A 16,052-nucleotide genomic window follows, 5' to 3' on the forward strand; every position below is an offset into this window, starting at 1 on the left:
CCGGACCCGACCCTGGGCGCCGGTCCATGCGGACACCGCAGTCCGGCGCCGGGAGCGGTGCCGCCCGCTGACCGGCAGCAGATCGCGATGGCCCGTCCCGGGAGGGGGCCGGACCCGGCATGTTCCGGCAACGCCCCCCTGAATTGTCCGATGGGATGGAGGAACAGGCGGCGCCGCCCCCCCCTGCCGCAGCAGTTGACGCGAGGACGGACGGCGCTTTGCCCGTGAGCCGGCATCGCCCCGGCACAACAGGCGGGACGCCGAGCGCAGGTCCAGCCGAACACAGATTGCCATCCGGCCAGAGCCGCGCCTGTTCCCGGCCGAACCCTGTCCTCTTGAAGATTTCCGGCGCCTAGTCCGGCCAACCGATGCCCCGCCCCGCGGACCAACAAGCCTGCCCGGCTCACCCGCTCGGACGGGACCTGAGGCGGGGAGACCTCCGAGCGGAACCAATCCAATTGGCCGCCGAAGCCGGTCATCGGGTTTGCGCAAGCAGCGCACCGGCCCGGCTGCATGGCGCCAATGCCGGGAAAGGCTGCGTGATTTCGCGACCGCAGGCCGGCCCCACGGGCCTGCCTCCGCCTTGAACCGGAGCGGAGCTGTCTGGAGCACCGGGGGACACGGACGCCGCGCCGGAAATCCCTCCGCCATACGGTCTCCACCCGATGCCAGACCGGCGCGGGCCGGACCGCGAACCGGCATCCGGGCATGGCCAAGGCGCGCAGGGAGGCATCCGGGCGGACCGGCCAGCGGACGACCGGCGGCGGCGCGCGCCCAGGTGGAGCGCGCGATCCTCGAACGCCATGTGCCGCCCTATGTGGTGCTGACGCCGTCGAACGCGGTCAGCTATGCCGCGCCCGGTGCCGAGGACTACCTGCGCGTGCCCTCGGGCGACCAGCGCTACGATCTGGTGTCGCTGGCTGTCGAGCCGCTGGTCGGCACCGTGCGGCGTCTGCTGAACCACCAGGAGGCGGAGGGGGCCGGGCCGGTCGCGGCCGAGGTGACCGCCGAGATCCGCGGCGTCCCGCGCCACATGCGGCTGACTTCGCAGCGGCTGGCCTCGGGCGAGAAATACGTGCTGTTCGAGCATCTGGGCGACGGCGACCCCGAGGCGCTGATGCTGACCGCGAGCGCGGCGCGCGACGACGCCTATGTGCGCGAGCTGGAGAACGAGCTCGACGATGCCCGCCAGACCATCCGCTCGACCGTGGAGGAGCTGGAGACCTCGAACGAGGAGCTGAAGAGCTCCAACGAGGAAATGATGTCGATGAACGAGGAGCTGCAATCCTCGAACGAGGAGCTCTCGACCATCAACGAGGAGCTGCAGACCAACATCGCCCAGCTCAACGCGGTGAACGGCGACCTGTCGGGCTTCGTCGAGTCGACCGGGCTGGCGACGGTTTTCCTCGACGATGCCCTGCACCTGCGCCGCTTCACGCCGCGGGCGCTGGAATATTTCCGCTTCGCCGAGACCGATATCGGCCGTCCGCTGGAGGACATCGCCGGGGTGATCCCGGTCGAGGACCTGGTCGAAGGCTGCCGCGCCGCGCTGATCTCGGGGCAGCTCGACGAGATGGAGCTGCCGACCCAGGATGGGGAGCGCAGCCTGATCGCCCGCATCGCGCCGAGCCGCCACGAGACCGGCACCGCCGCGGGCGTGGTCTTCACCCTGGTCGACGTCACCGACCTGCGCCGCTATGCCTCCGAGGCGGAAGCCTCGCGCGAGGAGGCCCAGCGGCGGCTGCGCGAGGTCGAGGAACTCTACAGCGCCAGCCCGATCGGCATGGCGCAGTTCGATCTCGACCGCCGCTTCCAGAAGGTGAACGCGACGCTGGCCGAGCTGAACGGGATGCCGGCCGAAGCCCATATCGGCCGCCGGGTCGAGGTGCTGTTTCCCTCCGTCCCGCGCGAGGTGCTCGACGCCATGGACCGCGTCGCGGCGACCGGCGAGCAGGTGGTCGGGCTCGAAGTCGCCGCCTCCACCCCGGCCTTCCCGGACGGGGACCGGGCCTGGATCGTCGATTTCTACCCGCTCGGCGGCAACGGCACGGTCACCGCGATCGGCTGCAACGTGCGCGACATCACCGAACAGCGCACCACCGAGGAGCAGCTGCGCCGGATCATGCTGGAGCTGCAGCACCGGGTGAAGAACATGCTGGCCAACGTCAAGGCGCTGGTCAACCGTGCCAAGCGCGACCCGCGCGAGCCGCATCTGGTGCTGCGCACCCTGTCGGAGCGGATCGACTCGATGGCGCGCACCCATGGGCTGCTGACCGCCGAGAACTGGCAATCCACCAAGATCACCGACCTGCTGCGCCCCGAGCTGCACGACGTCTACGGCCCCGAGCTGATCACCACCCATGGGCCGGAGCTGCGGCTGAACGCGCGGGCGAGCCTCGCGGTCGGGCTGACCGTGCACGAGCTGGCCACCAATGCCGCGAAATACGGCGCGCTTTCGCCCGAGGGCGAGCATCTCGACATCCGCTGGATGCGGGTCGACGAGGGCGAGGGCGACCTGTTGCGGCTGATCTGGACCGAGACGACCCGGGGCGGTGTCGCGCCGCCCGAAGGGAAGGGGTTCGGCACCACGCTGATTCATGCCATGATCGAGGGAACCTTGGAGGGTCGACTTGCGTTCGACTGGCATGCCAAAGGACTTACCTGTACCATCGAGATGCCATACGACAATGCCACACGGATTGCCCCAAGCCCGATCTGACCTGAAAACCATGCCGGTCCTGTGCCTCGACGACGAAGTGCTCGTCGCGATCGACATGGCCGACATGCTGGCGGATAACGGCTATACCGATGTGTCCACCGCCTTCACCATCCGCTCGGCGGCCGATTTGCTTTCGAAGAAAGAGGTCGGGCTGGCAATACTGGACGTCAATCTGGGACATGGCGAGACCAGCTTCGAGATCGCCCGCCGGGTCGAACAGGCCGGCGGCATCGTCGTCTTCGCCAGCGGCTACGGGGCGGCGCAGCTTCCGCCGGAGTTCCGCGGCAACACGATCCTGTCGAAGCCGATCCACGAGAAGGCCCTGACCGCCGCGCTTGACCGGCTCTGCTGAGCCCCTTGCGCCTGCGAATCGTTTCGGATCGTTTCCGAAAGGTTTCGTATGCGTGCGAAAATCAAACAAAGTTGACGCTACGGCGCCTCGGGTGGTAGCTTCGGCTCCAGCGGGGCCCGGAAACTGCAAATTTGGGCGGCCCTTGATTGGGAAAGCTGATGCTTTGGGCACGTTGACGCAAGAACAGGACTTTTCCGATGCGTCGGGCAAGGCCAGGAGCGCAGAGCCGCCGCGGCTCGTCATCCTCGAGCCGGATGCCGGAATTGCCGAGGTGCTGGTGGCTTTCGGCGAGGCCCATGGCTGGAAATGCTGCGTCTACCGCGATGACGGCGCGCTGACCGGCGCGCTCTGCGACGGCCCCGAGCCGGTGCTTCTGCTGATCGATGCCGATCTGATCCACATGGATTGCAGCGGGGCGCTTTCCGCGATTGCCGCCTTCGACCGGCCGATGCGGCTGCGCTTTGCGACCGGCGTCAACGGGGCCCATGTGGTCACCGCCAGCTTGATGGCCCGCGCCCGCGACCTGTCGGTGGGGCCCAGCCTGATGAAGCCGTTCAGCCCCGAAGCGATCAACCTGATGCTCGACCGCGAGCGCGAAGAACTCGGCCGCATCTGACCCGCGGGCAAGCCATGCACTCAGTGCAACGCGGCTGTGATGAACCGTGTCTTGCGATTCTGCGGCTGCACACGCATATGAAGGTCATCGGACGGCAACGTCCGGACCAGTTTCCAAAGGCTCCTCCTCCTCCCTGAGCCTTGGAATTGCGCGGTGGCCCCTCCTCCTCCCTGGGTCACCGCGCTTCTTTTTTTCTGCATCCCCGATATCTGCACAACCGCGCGCGACGGTGCGCAGCGCCGCGTCTGGCGCATTTTGGCCATGCAATGAAGGCAGGGCTGCCATCCCGGAAGATGGCAGCCCCGGAGCTGCATTTGCGGGGGGGCAGGGCTACATCTGCGAGGGCAGCAGCAGCACGATCCCCGGCACCGCCAACAGGAGCGCCACGCGCAGCACGTCCATCGCCACGAACGGGCCGAGCCCGCGGAAGATGGTGCGCAGATCGACATCCTTGACCACCGAGCGCAGCACGAAGGCATTCATGCCGACCGGCGGCGTGATGTAGCTGATCTCGGTGATCACCACGACGAAGATGCCGAACCAGATCAGGTCGAAGCCCTGCGCCGCCACCACCGGATAGAAGATCGGCACGGTCAGCATGATCATGCTCAGCCCCTCGAGCACGCAGCCGAGCACCAGGTAGATCGCCAGGATCGTCAGGATCACCGCCAGGGGATTGTCGCCGAACACCGTCACCAGCGCCTGCATGTCGGCGGTCATGCCCGAGAGATTGACGTAATTGGTGAAGGTCAGCGCGCCGAACAGGATCAGGAACATCATCGCCGTGGTCTTCGCCGTGTCGAAGAGCGTTGCAAAAGCGCCACGGAGGGTGAACTTGCCCGAGATCAGCGTCAGCAGCAGCGCCCCGGCCGCGCCCATGCCCGCGCTCTCGGTCGGGGTGAAGACGCCCAGATAGATGCCGCCCATCACGAAGACGAAGAGGATCATCGCCCCGGCAGTGCCTTTCAGCGCGCGCAGCCGGTCGCCGAGCGGCAGCTTCGGCTCGGTGGCGAGATCGATGCCGCGCCAGCGCACCGAGATGGCGACGGCGGCGGCATAGCCCGCGACGCCGATGATGCCGGGGATGATGCCCGCGAGGAACAGCTTGCCGATGTCCTGCTGGGTCATGATCCCGTAGAAGACCAGGATCACCGAAGGCGGGATCAGGATGCCGAGCGTGCCTCCGGCCGCGATCGAGGCGGTCGACAGATCGTCCGGATAGCCGAAGCGGCGCATCGAGGGCAGGGCGATCTTCGACATGGTCGCCGCCGTCGCCATCGACGAGCCGCAGACCGAGGAGAAGCCGCCGCAGGCGATCACCGTGGCCATCGCGAGCCCGCCCTTGCGGTGGCGCAGCCAGGCATGGGCGGCGTCGTAGAGATCGCGGGCGATGCCCGACTGGACGACGAAATTGCCCATCATCAGGAAGAGCGGCAGCACCGACAGGTTGTAGGCGCGGCCCTGCTCGAAGAAGGTCGTCGACAGGAGCGACAGCGCCGGCGTCCAGCCGATGACCGCGGCGGTGCCGATCACGCCGATGGCGCAGAGCGCGAAGGCGATCGGCATGCCGAGGAGGACGAGCAGGAAGAACACGCCCATGCCGGCGGGCCAGGAAGCGAGGAGGTCCATGGATCAGCTCCTGAGGCTCTGGGCGAGGTCGCGGAAGGCGACATAGAGGGTCACCGGCACCGAGGCGGCGGTGCATAGCGCCGTGCCCCAGGCAAAGGGCGCGACCGGGATGCGCAGCGAGTTCGTCACCGCGTTGTAGCCGGCGATCTGATCGCCGTGCAGCCAGAGCCGCCAGGCCACCACGCCGAGCACGGCGGCCGAGACCAGCGCCAGCGCCGCCTTGCGCCAGGGCTGGATCCGCGCGGGCAGGCGCGAGACCAGCAGGTCGACGGTCACCTGCTCGTCATCGAGGCAGACGGCGGGCAGGCCGAGGAAGATGACCGAGACCAGGAGAAGCTCGGTCAGCTCGGTGGCGCCGTTGAGCGGGCTGTTGAACAGGTAGCGCCCGGCCACGTCCACCACGGTCAGCCCCATCATCGCCAGGAGAATCGCGCCGCAGAGCCCTGCCAGGAGCCGCCGCGGCCAGAGCGCATGGCCCGGCCCGGGCGACATCGCCGCCTCGGGCCCCCGCGCCATCGTGTCGGCGGGGCTGTGCTTCATTCGGCGGCCGCCTTGGCGATCTCGCCGCGGAACATGGCGAGCGCGGCGTCTGCGTCGATGCCGGTCTCGGCAACTTCCGCCAGCTTGACGTCGATCACCGGCTGCAGCGCCGTTTGCCAGGCGTCGATCTGCGCGTCGGTGGCGGGCGTCACCGTCAGCTTGCCCTCCATCGCCGCGAGCCCCTTGGCATCGGCACGGTCCCACATCTGGCCGGCCATGCGCGCCAGCGCCTCGCCGGTCACGCCGTCGATCGCCGCCTGGTCCTCGGGGCTGAGGCTGTCCCATTTCGCCTTGTTCATGACGATGTAGAAGGAGGTGTTGTAGAGCCCCCCCGGCACCGAGATGCCTTGCTTCAGCTGCGGGATCAGGCCGAAGAAATTGACCGACTCGTAGGGGAAGAGGATGCCGTCGGCGACGCCTTGGCTCAGCAGTTCATAGGCTTTGGAGGACGGGCCCTCGACCGGAACGGCGCCGAGCGTGGTGGCGACCTCGTGGACGATGCCGCCGCCGACGCGCAGCTTGGTGCCGGTCAGAACGTCGGCCGAAGCGACGTCGCCGTCGCGGATGAAGATCTCGCCCGGGCCATGGGTGAAGACCGCCAGCACCTTGACCTGGTCATATTCGCCCGCCTCCTGCAGCATCGCCTCGAAGGTGCGCCAATAAGCGACCGACATGGCCTCGGCGCTGTCGCCGAGGAAGGGCAACTCCGCGAGGTTGGTGGTCTTGAACCGGCCTGGGGAATAGCCTTGCACGCCAAAGGTGATGTCGGCGACGCCGTTGACGGCAAAGTCGAAATGCGCGGGCGGCGGACCCAGCGGCGCGGGCAGGATCATCGGCGCGACATTGCCGGCGGTGGCCTCCTTGATCTGCTCGGTCATCGGCACGATCACCTCGGAGACCAGCGGATGCGACGGCGGCAGCCAGTTCGCGACGGTCAGCTTGGTTTCCGCGTGGGCGGGAAGCGAGAGGGCAAGGGCGAGGGCCGTTCCGGCCAGGCGGGTGATCATCATCGGGTTTCCCTGTTCATTCGTCGAAACTGTCGTCTGGCGCCGACGGCAGAGCTTTCCGCCCTTTCCGCCCGCGCCGCACGGTTTCCCCGGCGGTCTTCGTTCCGGACCGCTCGGGATCGGGCCGCGCCTGCCGCATGGAAGGCAGCTCGCCCGCAAAAAAGGCGGGCCGCGAAGCCCGCCCGGTCAGATCAGCCGCGGCCCTGGTCGCGCTTCATCTTGCGGACCATCGCGTCGAACAGCAGCTCGGCAAAGCGCGCGCCGTCGATCAGCCGCTTGGCGTCGATGGCGCATTTCATCTGGGTCTCGACCGGCAGCGGCGTGTTGGCGCCCGGGAGGGCATTGGCCGCGCATTGGATCTCGGCGGCGCGCTGCACGGTCCAGAGCAGCATGAAGGTCCGCGGAATGTCCGCCTCGCAGACCGCGATGCCATGGTTGCGCAGCACCAGCACATGCTTGTCGCCCAAGCTTGCCAGCATCCGCGCACGTTCTTCGTCGTAAAGCGTGATGCCTTCGAAGGTGTGGTAGCCGACCCGCCCGGTCAGTTGCGCGCCGTAGAAGCTGTCATGCTCGAAGCCGCCCTCCTTCAGCGTGATCGCGCTGATCGGGGTGGTGTGGGTATGGGCGACGCAGCCGACATCGGCGCGGTGCTCGTGGATCACGCCGTGCAGCGCGAAGCCCGCGGGGTTCGCGTCATAAGGGCTGTCCTCGATCTTGCGGCCGTCGACGCCGACCTTGATCAGGTTCTCGGGCGTGACCTCGTCGTAATGCAGCCCGAACGGGTTCACCAGATAGGCATGGCCTTCGCCCGGCACCCGCACCGAAATGTGGTTGAAGATCAGCTCGGTCCAGCCGAGATAGCTGACCAGGTGGTAGAAATCGGCGAGCTGGACGCGCAGCTCCGCCTCGGTCTTGTCCTTGATCAGGTCGGGGGTCTGGACGGTCATGCGGGTCTCCGGATCAGGCGGCGCGGCGGGCGGTCAGGTCGGCCAGCAGGCGCCGGGTTTCGGGCATGGAAATGTTGCGGGCCTCGGCCAGCTCCAGGGGCGCATGGACGATCGGGGCCAGCTCCAGCGGACGGCCGGCCTCGGCATCCTGCAGCATCGAGGTGCGGAAATCGCCGGCCTTGGCCAGCTTGGCGCCGAGCCTGTCCGAGACCGAGACCCGCGCGCCCCAGGCGGCGGCGAGCGCCTCACCGGCTCGCTATGCGGGCCAGTTGGTGGTCTTGTCGGTCAGCTTAGGCGGTCTGCTCATGCAAGCCCGCTACTACATTGGATTCACGAAGTGAATCCCGGAGCATCTTTGTGCAACAACGCTTCTCTGCATGATCACCGACCTCTGGAGCCGGAAGGTCACCGGCTGGGAGGTCCACGAGCGCGAGTCCTCGGAGAATGCGGCCGCACTGCTCGAGCGGGCCGTCTGGGCAGAGAAATGCGTCACCAACCCGCTGGTTTTGCATGCGGACAATGGAAGTCCTCTCTCGGGCATTGCCGGGCGATGCCCTGCCGGGCAACGCATGAAAGGCGCGACCATGAAGGCAACGATGGAGCGGCTCGGCATCACCGCGTCCTACGGCTGGCCGCGGGTGGGCAATGACAATCCCTTCTCCGAGGCGCCGTTCCGGACCTGCAAGTACCGGCCCGGCTGGCCGCCGCGCGGCTTTGCCAGCATCGGGGCGGCGCGGGATTGGGTCCAGGGATTCGTCGGCTGGCACAACCGCGCGCACCGCCACAGCGCCATCCGCTTCGTCACGCCCGAGCAGCGTCACTGTGGCGAGCACCGGGCTCTGCTGGAAAAGCGCCGCCAGGTCTGCGAGATGGCCCGGGCGGCGCGGCCAGAGCGCTGGTCAGGCGGCACGCGGCTCTGGACCGCGATCGGCTCCGTCTGGCTCAACCCGGACCGGCCTGACGAGATGCCGCGAGGCCATGGGGCCGCCGACGCGCTCGACACGGAAGCAGTCGGCGGCGGCCCCATGGCCGGGACGGGAGAGTGCGCAGCCGGAAAATAGACATCGGTGACAACAAACTTGAAAAACACCGACGGTGGCCGCAGGATAAGTGTCCGGGAAAGGGGAACTGCGGCCATCAGCCGATTTTCGCAACAGCGCCCAAGCAGGGCGGCGGGCAGAAAGCGGACCATGGCAGTCTCCCCGTCAGGCTGCAAGTCAGGAACGCGCGGGACGCCGGGCCCTTGGTCCGGGGGGCGACTATTTTCTTGCGTCCGCGAGCCCGGGCGGCGTGAATGGTGCCATGACCTATGACTTCTGCATCATCGGCGGCGGCATCGTCGGGCTGGCAACGGCCAGGGCGATCCTGGCCGCACGTCCCGGCGCCTCTCTGCTCCTCCTGGAAAAGGAGGACCGGCTGGGCCGCCACCAGACCGGGCACAATTCCGGCGTGATCCATTCCGGCATCTACTACGCGCCGGGCAGCCTGAAGGCGCAGCTTTGCCGCGAGGGCGCGGCACGGACCAAGGAATTCTGCGCCGAGCATGGCATCCCCTTCGAGAACCGCGGCAAGCTGATCGTCGCCACCCGCGACGAGGAACTGCCGCGGCTCGAGGCGCTCCATGTGCGCTCGAAGGAAAACGCCATCGAGACCGAGATGATCGGCGCCGAAGAGATCGGCGCGCGCGAACCTGAAATCACCGGGCTGGCGGCGATCTGGGTGCCCGCCGCCGCCATCGTCAGCTATACGGCGGTGCTCGGGGCGCTGGCGGCCGAGCTGCGCGGGCAGGGGGCCGAGATCCGCTTTGGCGCCGCGCCGCAGGCGATCCGCGAGACCGGCAGCCATGTCGAGATCGACACCGGCAGCGAGCTTCTGAGGGCCCGCCGCCTTGTCGCCTGCGCCGGGCTGCAATCCGACCGGGTGGCGAAGATGGCGGGGCTGCAGATCAGCCACCGCATCGTGCCGTTCCGCGGAGAATACTACCGGCTGGCGCCGCGCCGCTCGGACATTGTCAGCGCGATGATCTACCCGGTGCCCGAACCCGGGTTGCCCTTTCTCGGCGTGCACCTGACGCCGATGATCGACGGCTCGGTCTCGGTGGGCCCGAACGCGATGCTGGGCTTCGCCCGCGAGGGCTATGCCAAATGGTCGCTCGATTTCAGGGACATGGCGGAGACCTTCCGCTTTGCGGGCTTCTGGAAATCCATCGCGCGGAACATCCGGCCCGGGCTGGACGAGATCGGCAACTCGGTGTTCCGCCGCCGCTATCTCGAGGCTGCCGCCGCTACTGTCCCGGCCTGGAGCTGGCCGACCTGACGCCGATGGAGTGCGGCATCCGCGCCCAGGCAGTGATGGCCGACGGCACGATGCAGCATGACTTCCTCTTCGGCGAGACGGCAAGGATGCTGCATGTGCTCAACGCGCCCTCGCCGGCCGCCACCTCGGCCCTGCCGATCGGCGACATGATCGCGGGAAAGCTCTTCGGAACAGCGGCCTGAGCCTCTTGCCATGAAGAAATTTATCCGCGGGAGAAATTAATTCGATTGGACAGGACCGGGGGCCTGCCGGCCATCTTGCATCCAGGGAAAGACCGCCGCCGCGGCGGCCGAAAGGAAGTGCAATGACCGACAAGATCAAGCTGGCCGAGCTGACCTCTGCCGAAGCCAAGGAGTTTCTCACCGACGAGGCGGTGATCCTGATCCCGATGGGCTCGCTGGAGGACCAGGGCGTCCATGCGCCGATGGGCGACTATCTGGGCGCCGAATGCGTCGCCCATGACATCGCCCGCAAGGCCCGCGAGCTCGGCGTGCCGACCTTCGTCACCCCGCCGATCCCCTTCGGCGGCCGCGACGCCTTCCAGTCGGCCCATGGCGGCATGAGCCTCAGCCACGGCACGCTCTGCGCGGTGCTCGACGACATGATCTGGTCGCTGACCCGGCAGGGGCTGACCAAGATCCTCTTCGTCAACGGCCATGGCGGCAATGTCGCGCCCTTGAACGAGGTGGCGCTGCGCTGGCGCGACAAGGGCGTGATCCTGCCCGCCTTCTACCTGTGGAAGGCCGCCTACGGCATCCTCAAGGACATTCTCGGCCCCGAAGGCGCGGCGGCGAGCTCGGGCCATGGCGGCGACCCGCTGACCTCGATCGGCCTGCACTACTACCCCGAGATCCTGCGCCTCGACCTGATGACCGACCCGGCCCCCGCCGACCTGACCTTCATGGGCATGCAGGTCGCGGGCTTCGCCGAGACCTCCTATGAGGGCGTGCCGATCCAGATGCCGATCGAAGCCGCCGAAGCAGCGCCGCACGGCATCCGCGGCGGCCATCCGAAGAACAGCTCGGCCGATACCGGCGCCAAGCTCTCGGCACGTCTCGCCGAGGTCGGCGCCGGGCTGATCCGCGACCACGTCTCCAAGGGCTTCGTGGCCTGATCCTGCAGCGCCGGACGGTCCGCAGGGCGGTCCGGCGCCACGTCAGGGGAGCGATGGCATTTTTCCGTATCCCGGGCCAGGCCGCCCGATTTTCGCCGGGGCATCGCCCCGGCATTGCGGCCGAAGCCATCTTCGGGACGTGATGCCCCCTATCCCCGGATTGGGGACAGGCCACGCGTTCGCGCCCGGCGTTGACGCGGTTCATGATTGAACCGCAAGCGCCAGCGCTCCGAGCGCAGCCGCGAACGATGCGGATTTCGGCTGTCTGCCGGTCGCCCCCCCCGAGGCGATCCGTTCGCCGAACGACTTGAGGTGTCCCATCCCTGCCTCGATCGGGATCCGGACGTGGTCGCCGGACCACCGCCTCCGGATCATCGGCGCCAGTCGGCTGGTCGCCCGCAGGATGTCGTTGCGCGCCGGCACAGCCGGGCAGCCGTCCTTCCAGAGGCCTCCGGTCTTCCTGGTGGGGATGATCCCCGAGCCGCAGCGCGTCGGCATCGCTGAATGGCACCGACGGGCGTCAAAGGCGCCGCCAGCCGTGTCCGGACCGATGGCAACTCGCCGGTGACGGTGCCGATCTTCTTTCCTCCGGGATCTGGCCGCGAAGGTGCGGGGCTGAGGAGGATCAGGGAACGATCCCGGGGGCGTTTCTCCGGCGAATGGGGCTGCCGCCCTCGCGGCTGGAGGTGTGTCCGTTGCAGGTGGACCTCGCAGCATTGGCGGCGGCGGGGTCGCGCTTGGGCCAGCCGCTCATTCGTCGGCCAGGGGCCGCCCGTCCGGGCTCAACCCCTCCGCCGGAGAATTTGCCGCTGGCGGGGCCGGCCCGGGCTCCCTCGGACCGTCTGCTGATCCTCCTCAGTCGGAACAGACGGGCGGGCGCCCCGGCTTGCCGCCTCTTGGCGTGAGCCAGGTCATGTCCCGGTCCGGCCAGACCAGAAGCGACCTGCGCCGCCTCAGGGCGTTCGCCGTTGCGTTCGGGCCAATGGCGCAGCAACGGCTCGCTGCCGGACATCCAGTTCGTCATGGCGGGCCTTAACCCAGCGGCTTCAAACCGTGAATCCCGGGAACCGACGCGTTCTGCAACAATGCCCAATGCTCCGGCCGAGCTTTGGCGGATGGCCGCCGGGCTGTCCGGGGAATGCACAGGCGGCGTGCCGACCCTCGAGGTCTCCGCGAACGCGCCGCTCGGCAAGGAGGGCGCCGTCCTAGAGCAAATCCAGGCAGGCGTGGTCAACATCTGTGCCGGGGACTTCGGCGGCATGCGCAAACCGGCGCCGGAGCTGGGCTGTATCTCGTTCTGCGGCCTCTGCGTCGGCCGCGACCGCTGGCGGTGCGTCATGGATTCGGAGCCGGTGGTGGGCCGGTTCGGCAGGCCGCCGAAGTCTCGGGCGCCGTGCCGCGCGGCCCGTCTCCCGCCATGGTGTCGACCCGCCCGGCGAACGGGCCCGGAGACATGCACGGGCTGACGCTGCGGAGGCAAACTGGCCATCGCGTCCCGGTCGCCTTTGGGGCCGAGGCCGTCACGCTGCTCTGGACCGAGCCCTGGCAGCCGGTCCGGCAGAGCATCGCCGAGGCCGCGCTCCCGCCGGGCACCTTGGGGGAGGCGGTGCTCTTCAACGTGATTGTGCCCGATATCGCGCTCGGCGAGGACGTGGAGGCCGGGCGGATGCGCGTCCATGCAGAGGCCGACACCTTCAGCGAAGAGCCGACAGAGCGCCCGGCGCGGAGGGAACCACCTGTTCCGGGCTGGAGACGGCCTCCGTTGGCGAAGCGGTGCAGCTCTTCCGCGCGGAGATGGCCATCGAGGGCGCCCGCGCCGGATGGCCGCGGCGGGGGCTTCGGGCGGCCCCGGCCAAAATTCCGCTGATCGGGGCGAAAATTCTTTCGATTTGCCCTGATCGGCTCCGCAAGCCCAGACTTTCCGGAAAGCGGGCAGCGCCAGACCCGCCGCCGCCAACAAGGAGCCCTGAATGAACATCTTCCGCAACCTGACCGCCCTCGCCCTCGTGCTCGCCGCCGGCAGCGCCTCCGCCGAGACCTGGCGCATGGCCACCAAGATGCCGGTCGACAGCCCCGAGGGCCAGGTCTTCGCGAAATTCGCAGAGCTGACCGAGGAATATACCGGCGGCGAACTGACCATCCAGGTCTTCCCGAACGAGCAGCTCGGCAAGGAAGACGCGATCCTCGAGCAGATGCAGGCGGGCGTGGTCAACATCTATGCCGAGGGCTTCGGCTACATGCGCAAATGGGCGCCCGAGCTGAGCTGGATCTCCCCGGCCTTCGTCTTCGACGACTATGCCCACTGGCAGCGCTTCATGGGTTCGGACCTGGTCAAGGGCTGGTTCGACAAGGCCGCCGGCATTTCCGGCGTGGGGCCGCTCGGCGATCCGACCGCCGTGCTGCGCGGTCCGTTCCGCGTCATCGTGTCGAATTCTCCGGTCGACGGGCTCGGGGACATCGACGGGCTGAAGCTCAGGATGCATCCCGACAAGCTGGCCATCGCCTCCTGGGACCATCTGGGCGCCGAGGTGATCACGCTGCCCTGGACCGAGGTCTACCAGTCCGTCCAGAAGGACATCGTGCAGGCGGTGAACTCGCCGATCGCGCTGGTCGAGTCGATGCGCTTCAACGAGGTCGCTCCCTATATCTCGCGCCATGACGAATACTGGCAGTCGATCGGCTTCATGATGAACCTCAAGGCCTATGACGCGCTCGATGAGGACGTGAAGGCCGGGCTGCTGAAGGCCTATGACGAGGCCGGCGAATACAGCCAGGAGGTCATGTTCCAGGTCGCCGACGAGAGCATCGAACGCATGGTCGAAGGCGGCGCCACCTATGTCGAGCTCGACACCGCGCCCTTCGTCGAGGCGATGAAAAGCTTCTACGACGAGATGGCGGCCTCCGGCGAGCTTCCCGAGGGCTACATGGATGCAGTCGAGGCGGCGCGCACCGAATGATCGCCTTCCGCGAGGTATCCCCGAAAGGAGGGCTGCAAGCAGTCCTCCTTCTTGCAGACCGGATGAACTGGGGCCTGGGCGGCGCGTTCATGTGGCTGTCGAATGCCTGCCTGATCGTCATGCTCGGCCTCACGACGGTCACGATCATCGGCCGTCCCTTCGGGTTCTCGGCCTACTGGATCTGGCCCTGGACGATGGTGTTCTTCGTCTGGCTCAGCTTCTTCGGCTTCTTCGCCGTCGTCGCGCGGCTCAAGGACGTGCGCATCGACTTCCTGGCGAACCATCTCGGGCCATACGGCTATCCGGCGACCCGGCTCCTGTCGGATCTCTGCGCGCTGATCCTCTGCGTGGTGCTCCTGAAGCTCTTTCCGACGGTGCTGGCCACCTCTTCGGGCGTGGTCGACGGCGCGATCTTCCCGGGCGGAGAGGAACTGCCGCGCCAGGCGCTGTCGATCCCGCTCTTCGTCTCCGCCTTCCTGATCTGCATCTCCGCGCTGATCGACATCGGCAAGATGGCCGCGGGCCTGCCGGAAAACCTCACCGAGCATCACCCGGAGACCTGACATGGCCTATATCCTCTTCGGCTCCTTCCTCGCGCTGATCCTGCTGCGCGTGCCGATCTCCATCGCCATCGGCGTCTCGACGCTGGTGACCTTCCTGACCTCGGATTTCTCCGGCGTGCTGCAGATCATCCCGCAGCAGATGCTCGAAGGCGTCAACAAGGCCTCGCTGACCGCCGTGCCCTTCTTCATCATGGCCGGCAACCTGATGAACGTCACCGGCGTGACCGAGCGCATCTTCGCCTTCGCCAATGCGCTGGTCGGCCATCTGCGCGCCGGTCTGGCGCAGGTGAACATCCTGAGTTCCATGATCTTCGCCGGCATCTCGGGCGCCGCCGTCGCCGACTGCGCGGGGCTCGGCGCGATCGAGATCAAGGCGATGCGCGCGGCGGGCTACAAGGGCGATTTCGCCGCCGCCGTCACCGTCGCCTCCTCGGTGATCGGCCCGCTGATCCCGCCGTCTATCGGACTGGTGCTCTATGCCTTCCTCGCCCAGCAGTCGATCGAACGGATGTTCCTCGCCGGGCTGGTGCCGGGCATCATCGTCGGTCTGGCACTGATGCTCTATGTGCGCTTCGTGGCGCAGTTCCGCGACTTCCCGACCCAGCCGCGCGCCACCGTGCGCCAGGTTGCGGGCAGCGCGCGGCACGGCTTCCTGGCGCTCTTCGCACCGGCGATCATCCTCGGGTCGATCATGTTCGGCTTCGTCACCGCGACCGAAGCGGGCGTCCTCGCCTGCATCTACTGCATCGGGCTCGGCATCTGGTACAAGGAGCTGACGTTGCGCAAGTTCCTCGACGCCCTGTCCGACAGCGCCATGATGACCGCCGTGATCATGATCATCATCGCCTTCTCGATCGCGATGGGCTGGCTCCTGGCCATCGATCAGGCGCCGCAGAAGCTGGCCGATGCGACCTTTGCCCTGACCGACAGCAAGAACGTCTTCCTCGGGCTTCTGCTGGTCTTCATCATCCTCGTCGGCTGCGTCGTCGAGGGCGTGCCCGCCAAGCTGATCCTGGTGCCGACGCTGCTTCCGGTGATCGACGCCTACGGCATCGACCGGGTGCATTTCGGCATCATCATGCAGCTCGGCCTGCTGATCGGCATCGCCACCCCGCCGATGGGCATCGGGCTCTACATCGTCTCCGAGGTCGGCCGCGTCCGCTTCGAGAAGGTGACGATGGCGGTGCTTCCCTTCCTGCTGCCGCTCTTCGCGGTGCTGATCCTGCTGACCTACGTCCCCGGCGTGGTCACCTTCCTGCCGGACCTGATCCTCGGTCCGCAATCCAACTGAG

Annotated in this window: 14 protein-coding genes and 2 pseudogenes; 10 read left to right on the top strand and 6 right to left on the bottom strand. The window is 67.7% G+C overall.

All coding sequences use genetic code 11. The features are described 5' to 3' along the window. Window positions 1-778 precede the first annotated feature (778 nt). The 3 genes from C7T91_RS09090 (at window position 779) to C7T91_RS09100 (ending at window position 3,687) form a co-directional block, all read left to right on the top strand. The gene (locus C7T91_RS09090; RefSeq protein WP_108258960.1) at window positions 779-2,719 is read left to right on the top strand and encodes a PAS domain-containing protein; all 1,941 of its coding nucleotides are present in this window, start codon (window positions 779-781) and stop codon (window positions 2,717-2,719) included. Between the two features lie 10 nt (window positions 2,720-2,729). Further along, window positions 2,730-3,071 carry a response regulator gene (locus C7T91_RS09095; RefSeq protein ID WP_161555822.1) on the top strand — a complete coding sequence of 114 codons (342 nt, stop codon included), beginning with the start codon at window positions 2,730-2,732 and terminating at the stop codon, window positions 3,069-3,071. Window positions 3,072-3,243: 172 nt separating this feature from the next. Beyond that, complete coding sequence (locus C7T91_RS09100; RefSeq protein WP_108258962.1) at window positions 3,244-3,687, top strand: response regulator; 444 nt, start codon at window positions 3,244-3,246, stop codon at window positions 3,685-3,687. A gap of 330 nt (window positions 3,688-4,017) precedes the next feature. On the opposite strand, the gene C7T91_RS09105 is transcribed toward C7T91_RS09100, so the two are convergent. The 5 genes and pseudogenes from C7T91_RS09105 to C7T91_RS09125 form a co-directional block, all read right to left on the bottom strand. Further along, window positions 4,018-5,316, bottom strand: coding sequence for a TRAP transporter large permease (locus C7T91_RS09105; RefSeq protein ID WP_108258963.1), 1,299 nt, complete (start codon window positions 5,314-5,316; stop codon window positions 4,018-4,020). Between the two features lie 3 nt (window positions 5,317-5,319). Next, on the bottom strand, window positions 5,320-5,856 hold the full coding sequence (locus C7T91_RS09110; protein WP_236638131.1) for a TRAP transporter small permease: 537 nt from the start codon (window positions 5,854-5,856) through the stop codon (window positions 5,320-5,322). Beyond that, window positions 5,853-6,866, bottom strand: coding sequence for a TRAP transporter substrate-binding protein (locus tag C7T91_RS09115; protein ID WP_108258964.1), 1,014 nt, complete (start codon window positions 6,864-6,866; stop codon window positions 5,853-5,855). Before C7T91_RS09115 ends, C7T91_RS09110 begins: the two co-directional genes overlap by 4 nt. A gap of 188 nt (window positions 6,867-7,054) precedes the next feature. Next, window positions 7,055-7,810, bottom strand: coding sequence for a class II aldolase/adducin family protein (locus C7T91_RS09120; protein WP_108258965.1), 756 nt, complete (start codon window positions 7,808-7,810; stop codon window positions 7,055-7,057). Between the two features lie 13 nt (window positions 7,811-7,823). Next, a pseudogene (locus tag C7T91_RS09125) lies at window positions 7,824-8,009 on the bottom strand (ketopantoate reductase C-terminal domain-containing protein); the annotation flags it as partial. Window positions 8,010-8,187: 178 nt separating this feature from the next. On the opposite strand from C7T91_RS09125, the gene C7T91_RS09130 reads away from it, so the two are divergent. The 4 genes from C7T91_RS09130 (at window position 8,188) to C7T91_RS09140 (ending at window position 11,240) form a co-directional block, all read left to right on the top strand. Beyond that, entirely contained in the window at window positions 8,188-8,871 is a 684-nt protein-coding gene (locus C7T91_RS09130) for an integrase core domain-containing protein (RefSeq protein ID WP_108258967.1), read from the top strand. A gap of 241 nt (window positions 8,872-9,112) precedes the next feature. Continuing rightward, window positions 9,113-10,126 (top strand): L-2-hydroxyglutarate oxidase, encoded by a 1,014-nt coding sequence (lhgO, locus tag C7T91_RS09135; protein WP_201742048.1) that lies wholly within the window; start codon window positions 9,113-9,115, stop codon window positions 10,124-10,126. A 5-nt stretch (window positions 10,127-10,131) separates the two neighbouring features. Next, window positions 10,132-10,308, top strand: a complete 177-nt coding sequence (locus C7T91_RS33450) for a hypothetical protein (protein WP_201742049.1) — start codon at window positions 10,132-10,134, stop codon at window positions 10,306-10,308. Between the two features lie 122 nt (window positions 10,309-10,430). Further along, window positions 10,431-11,240 (top strand): creatininase family protein, encoded by an 810-nt coding sequence (locus C7T91_RS09140; RefSeq protein ID WP_108258968.1) that lies wholly within the window; start codon window positions 10,431-10,433, stop codon window positions 11,238-11,240. Window positions 11,241-11,427: 187 nt separating this feature from the next. On the opposite strand, the pseudogene C7T91_RS35255 reads toward C7T91_RS09140, so the two are convergent. Then, window positions 11,428-11,792, bottom strand: a pseudogene (locus C7T91_RS35255) (IS5/IS1182 family transposase); the annotation flags it as partial. 1,418 nt (window positions 11,793-13,210) lie between these two features. Here C7T91_RS35255 and C7T91_RS09160 point away from each other — a divergent pair. The 3 genes from C7T91_RS09160 to C7T91_RS09170 all read left to right on the top strand — a co-directional run bounded on the left by C7T91_RS09160 (window position 13,211) and on the right by C7T91_RS09170 (window position 16,051). Further along, a complete protein-coding gene (locus C7T91_RS09160) occupies window positions 13,211-14,197 on the top strand; it encodes a TRAP transporter substrate-binding protein (protein ID WP_108258972.1) in 987 nt (328 codons plus the stop codon). A 62-nt stretch (window positions 14,198-14,259) separates the two neighbouring features. Next, window positions 14,260-14,760, top strand: a complete 501-nt coding sequence (locus C7T91_RS09165; protein ID WP_236638133.1) for a TRAP transporter small permease — start codon at window positions 14,260-14,262, stop codon at window positions 14,758-14,760. Window position 14,761: 1 nt separating this feature from the next. Next, a complete protein-coding gene (locus C7T91_RS09170) occupies window positions 14,762-16,051 on the top strand; it encodes a TRAP transporter large permease (protein WP_108258973.1) in 1,290 nt (429 codons plus the stop codon). Window position 16,052: the final 1 nt, after the last annotated feature.

The sequence above is a fragment of the Mangrovicoccus ximenensis genome (genome assembly GCF_003056725.1).
Taxonomy (GTDB): domain Bacteria; phylum Pseudomonadota; class Alphaproteobacteria; order Rhodobacterales; family Rhodobacteraceae; genus Mangrovicoccus; species Mangrovicoccus ximenensis.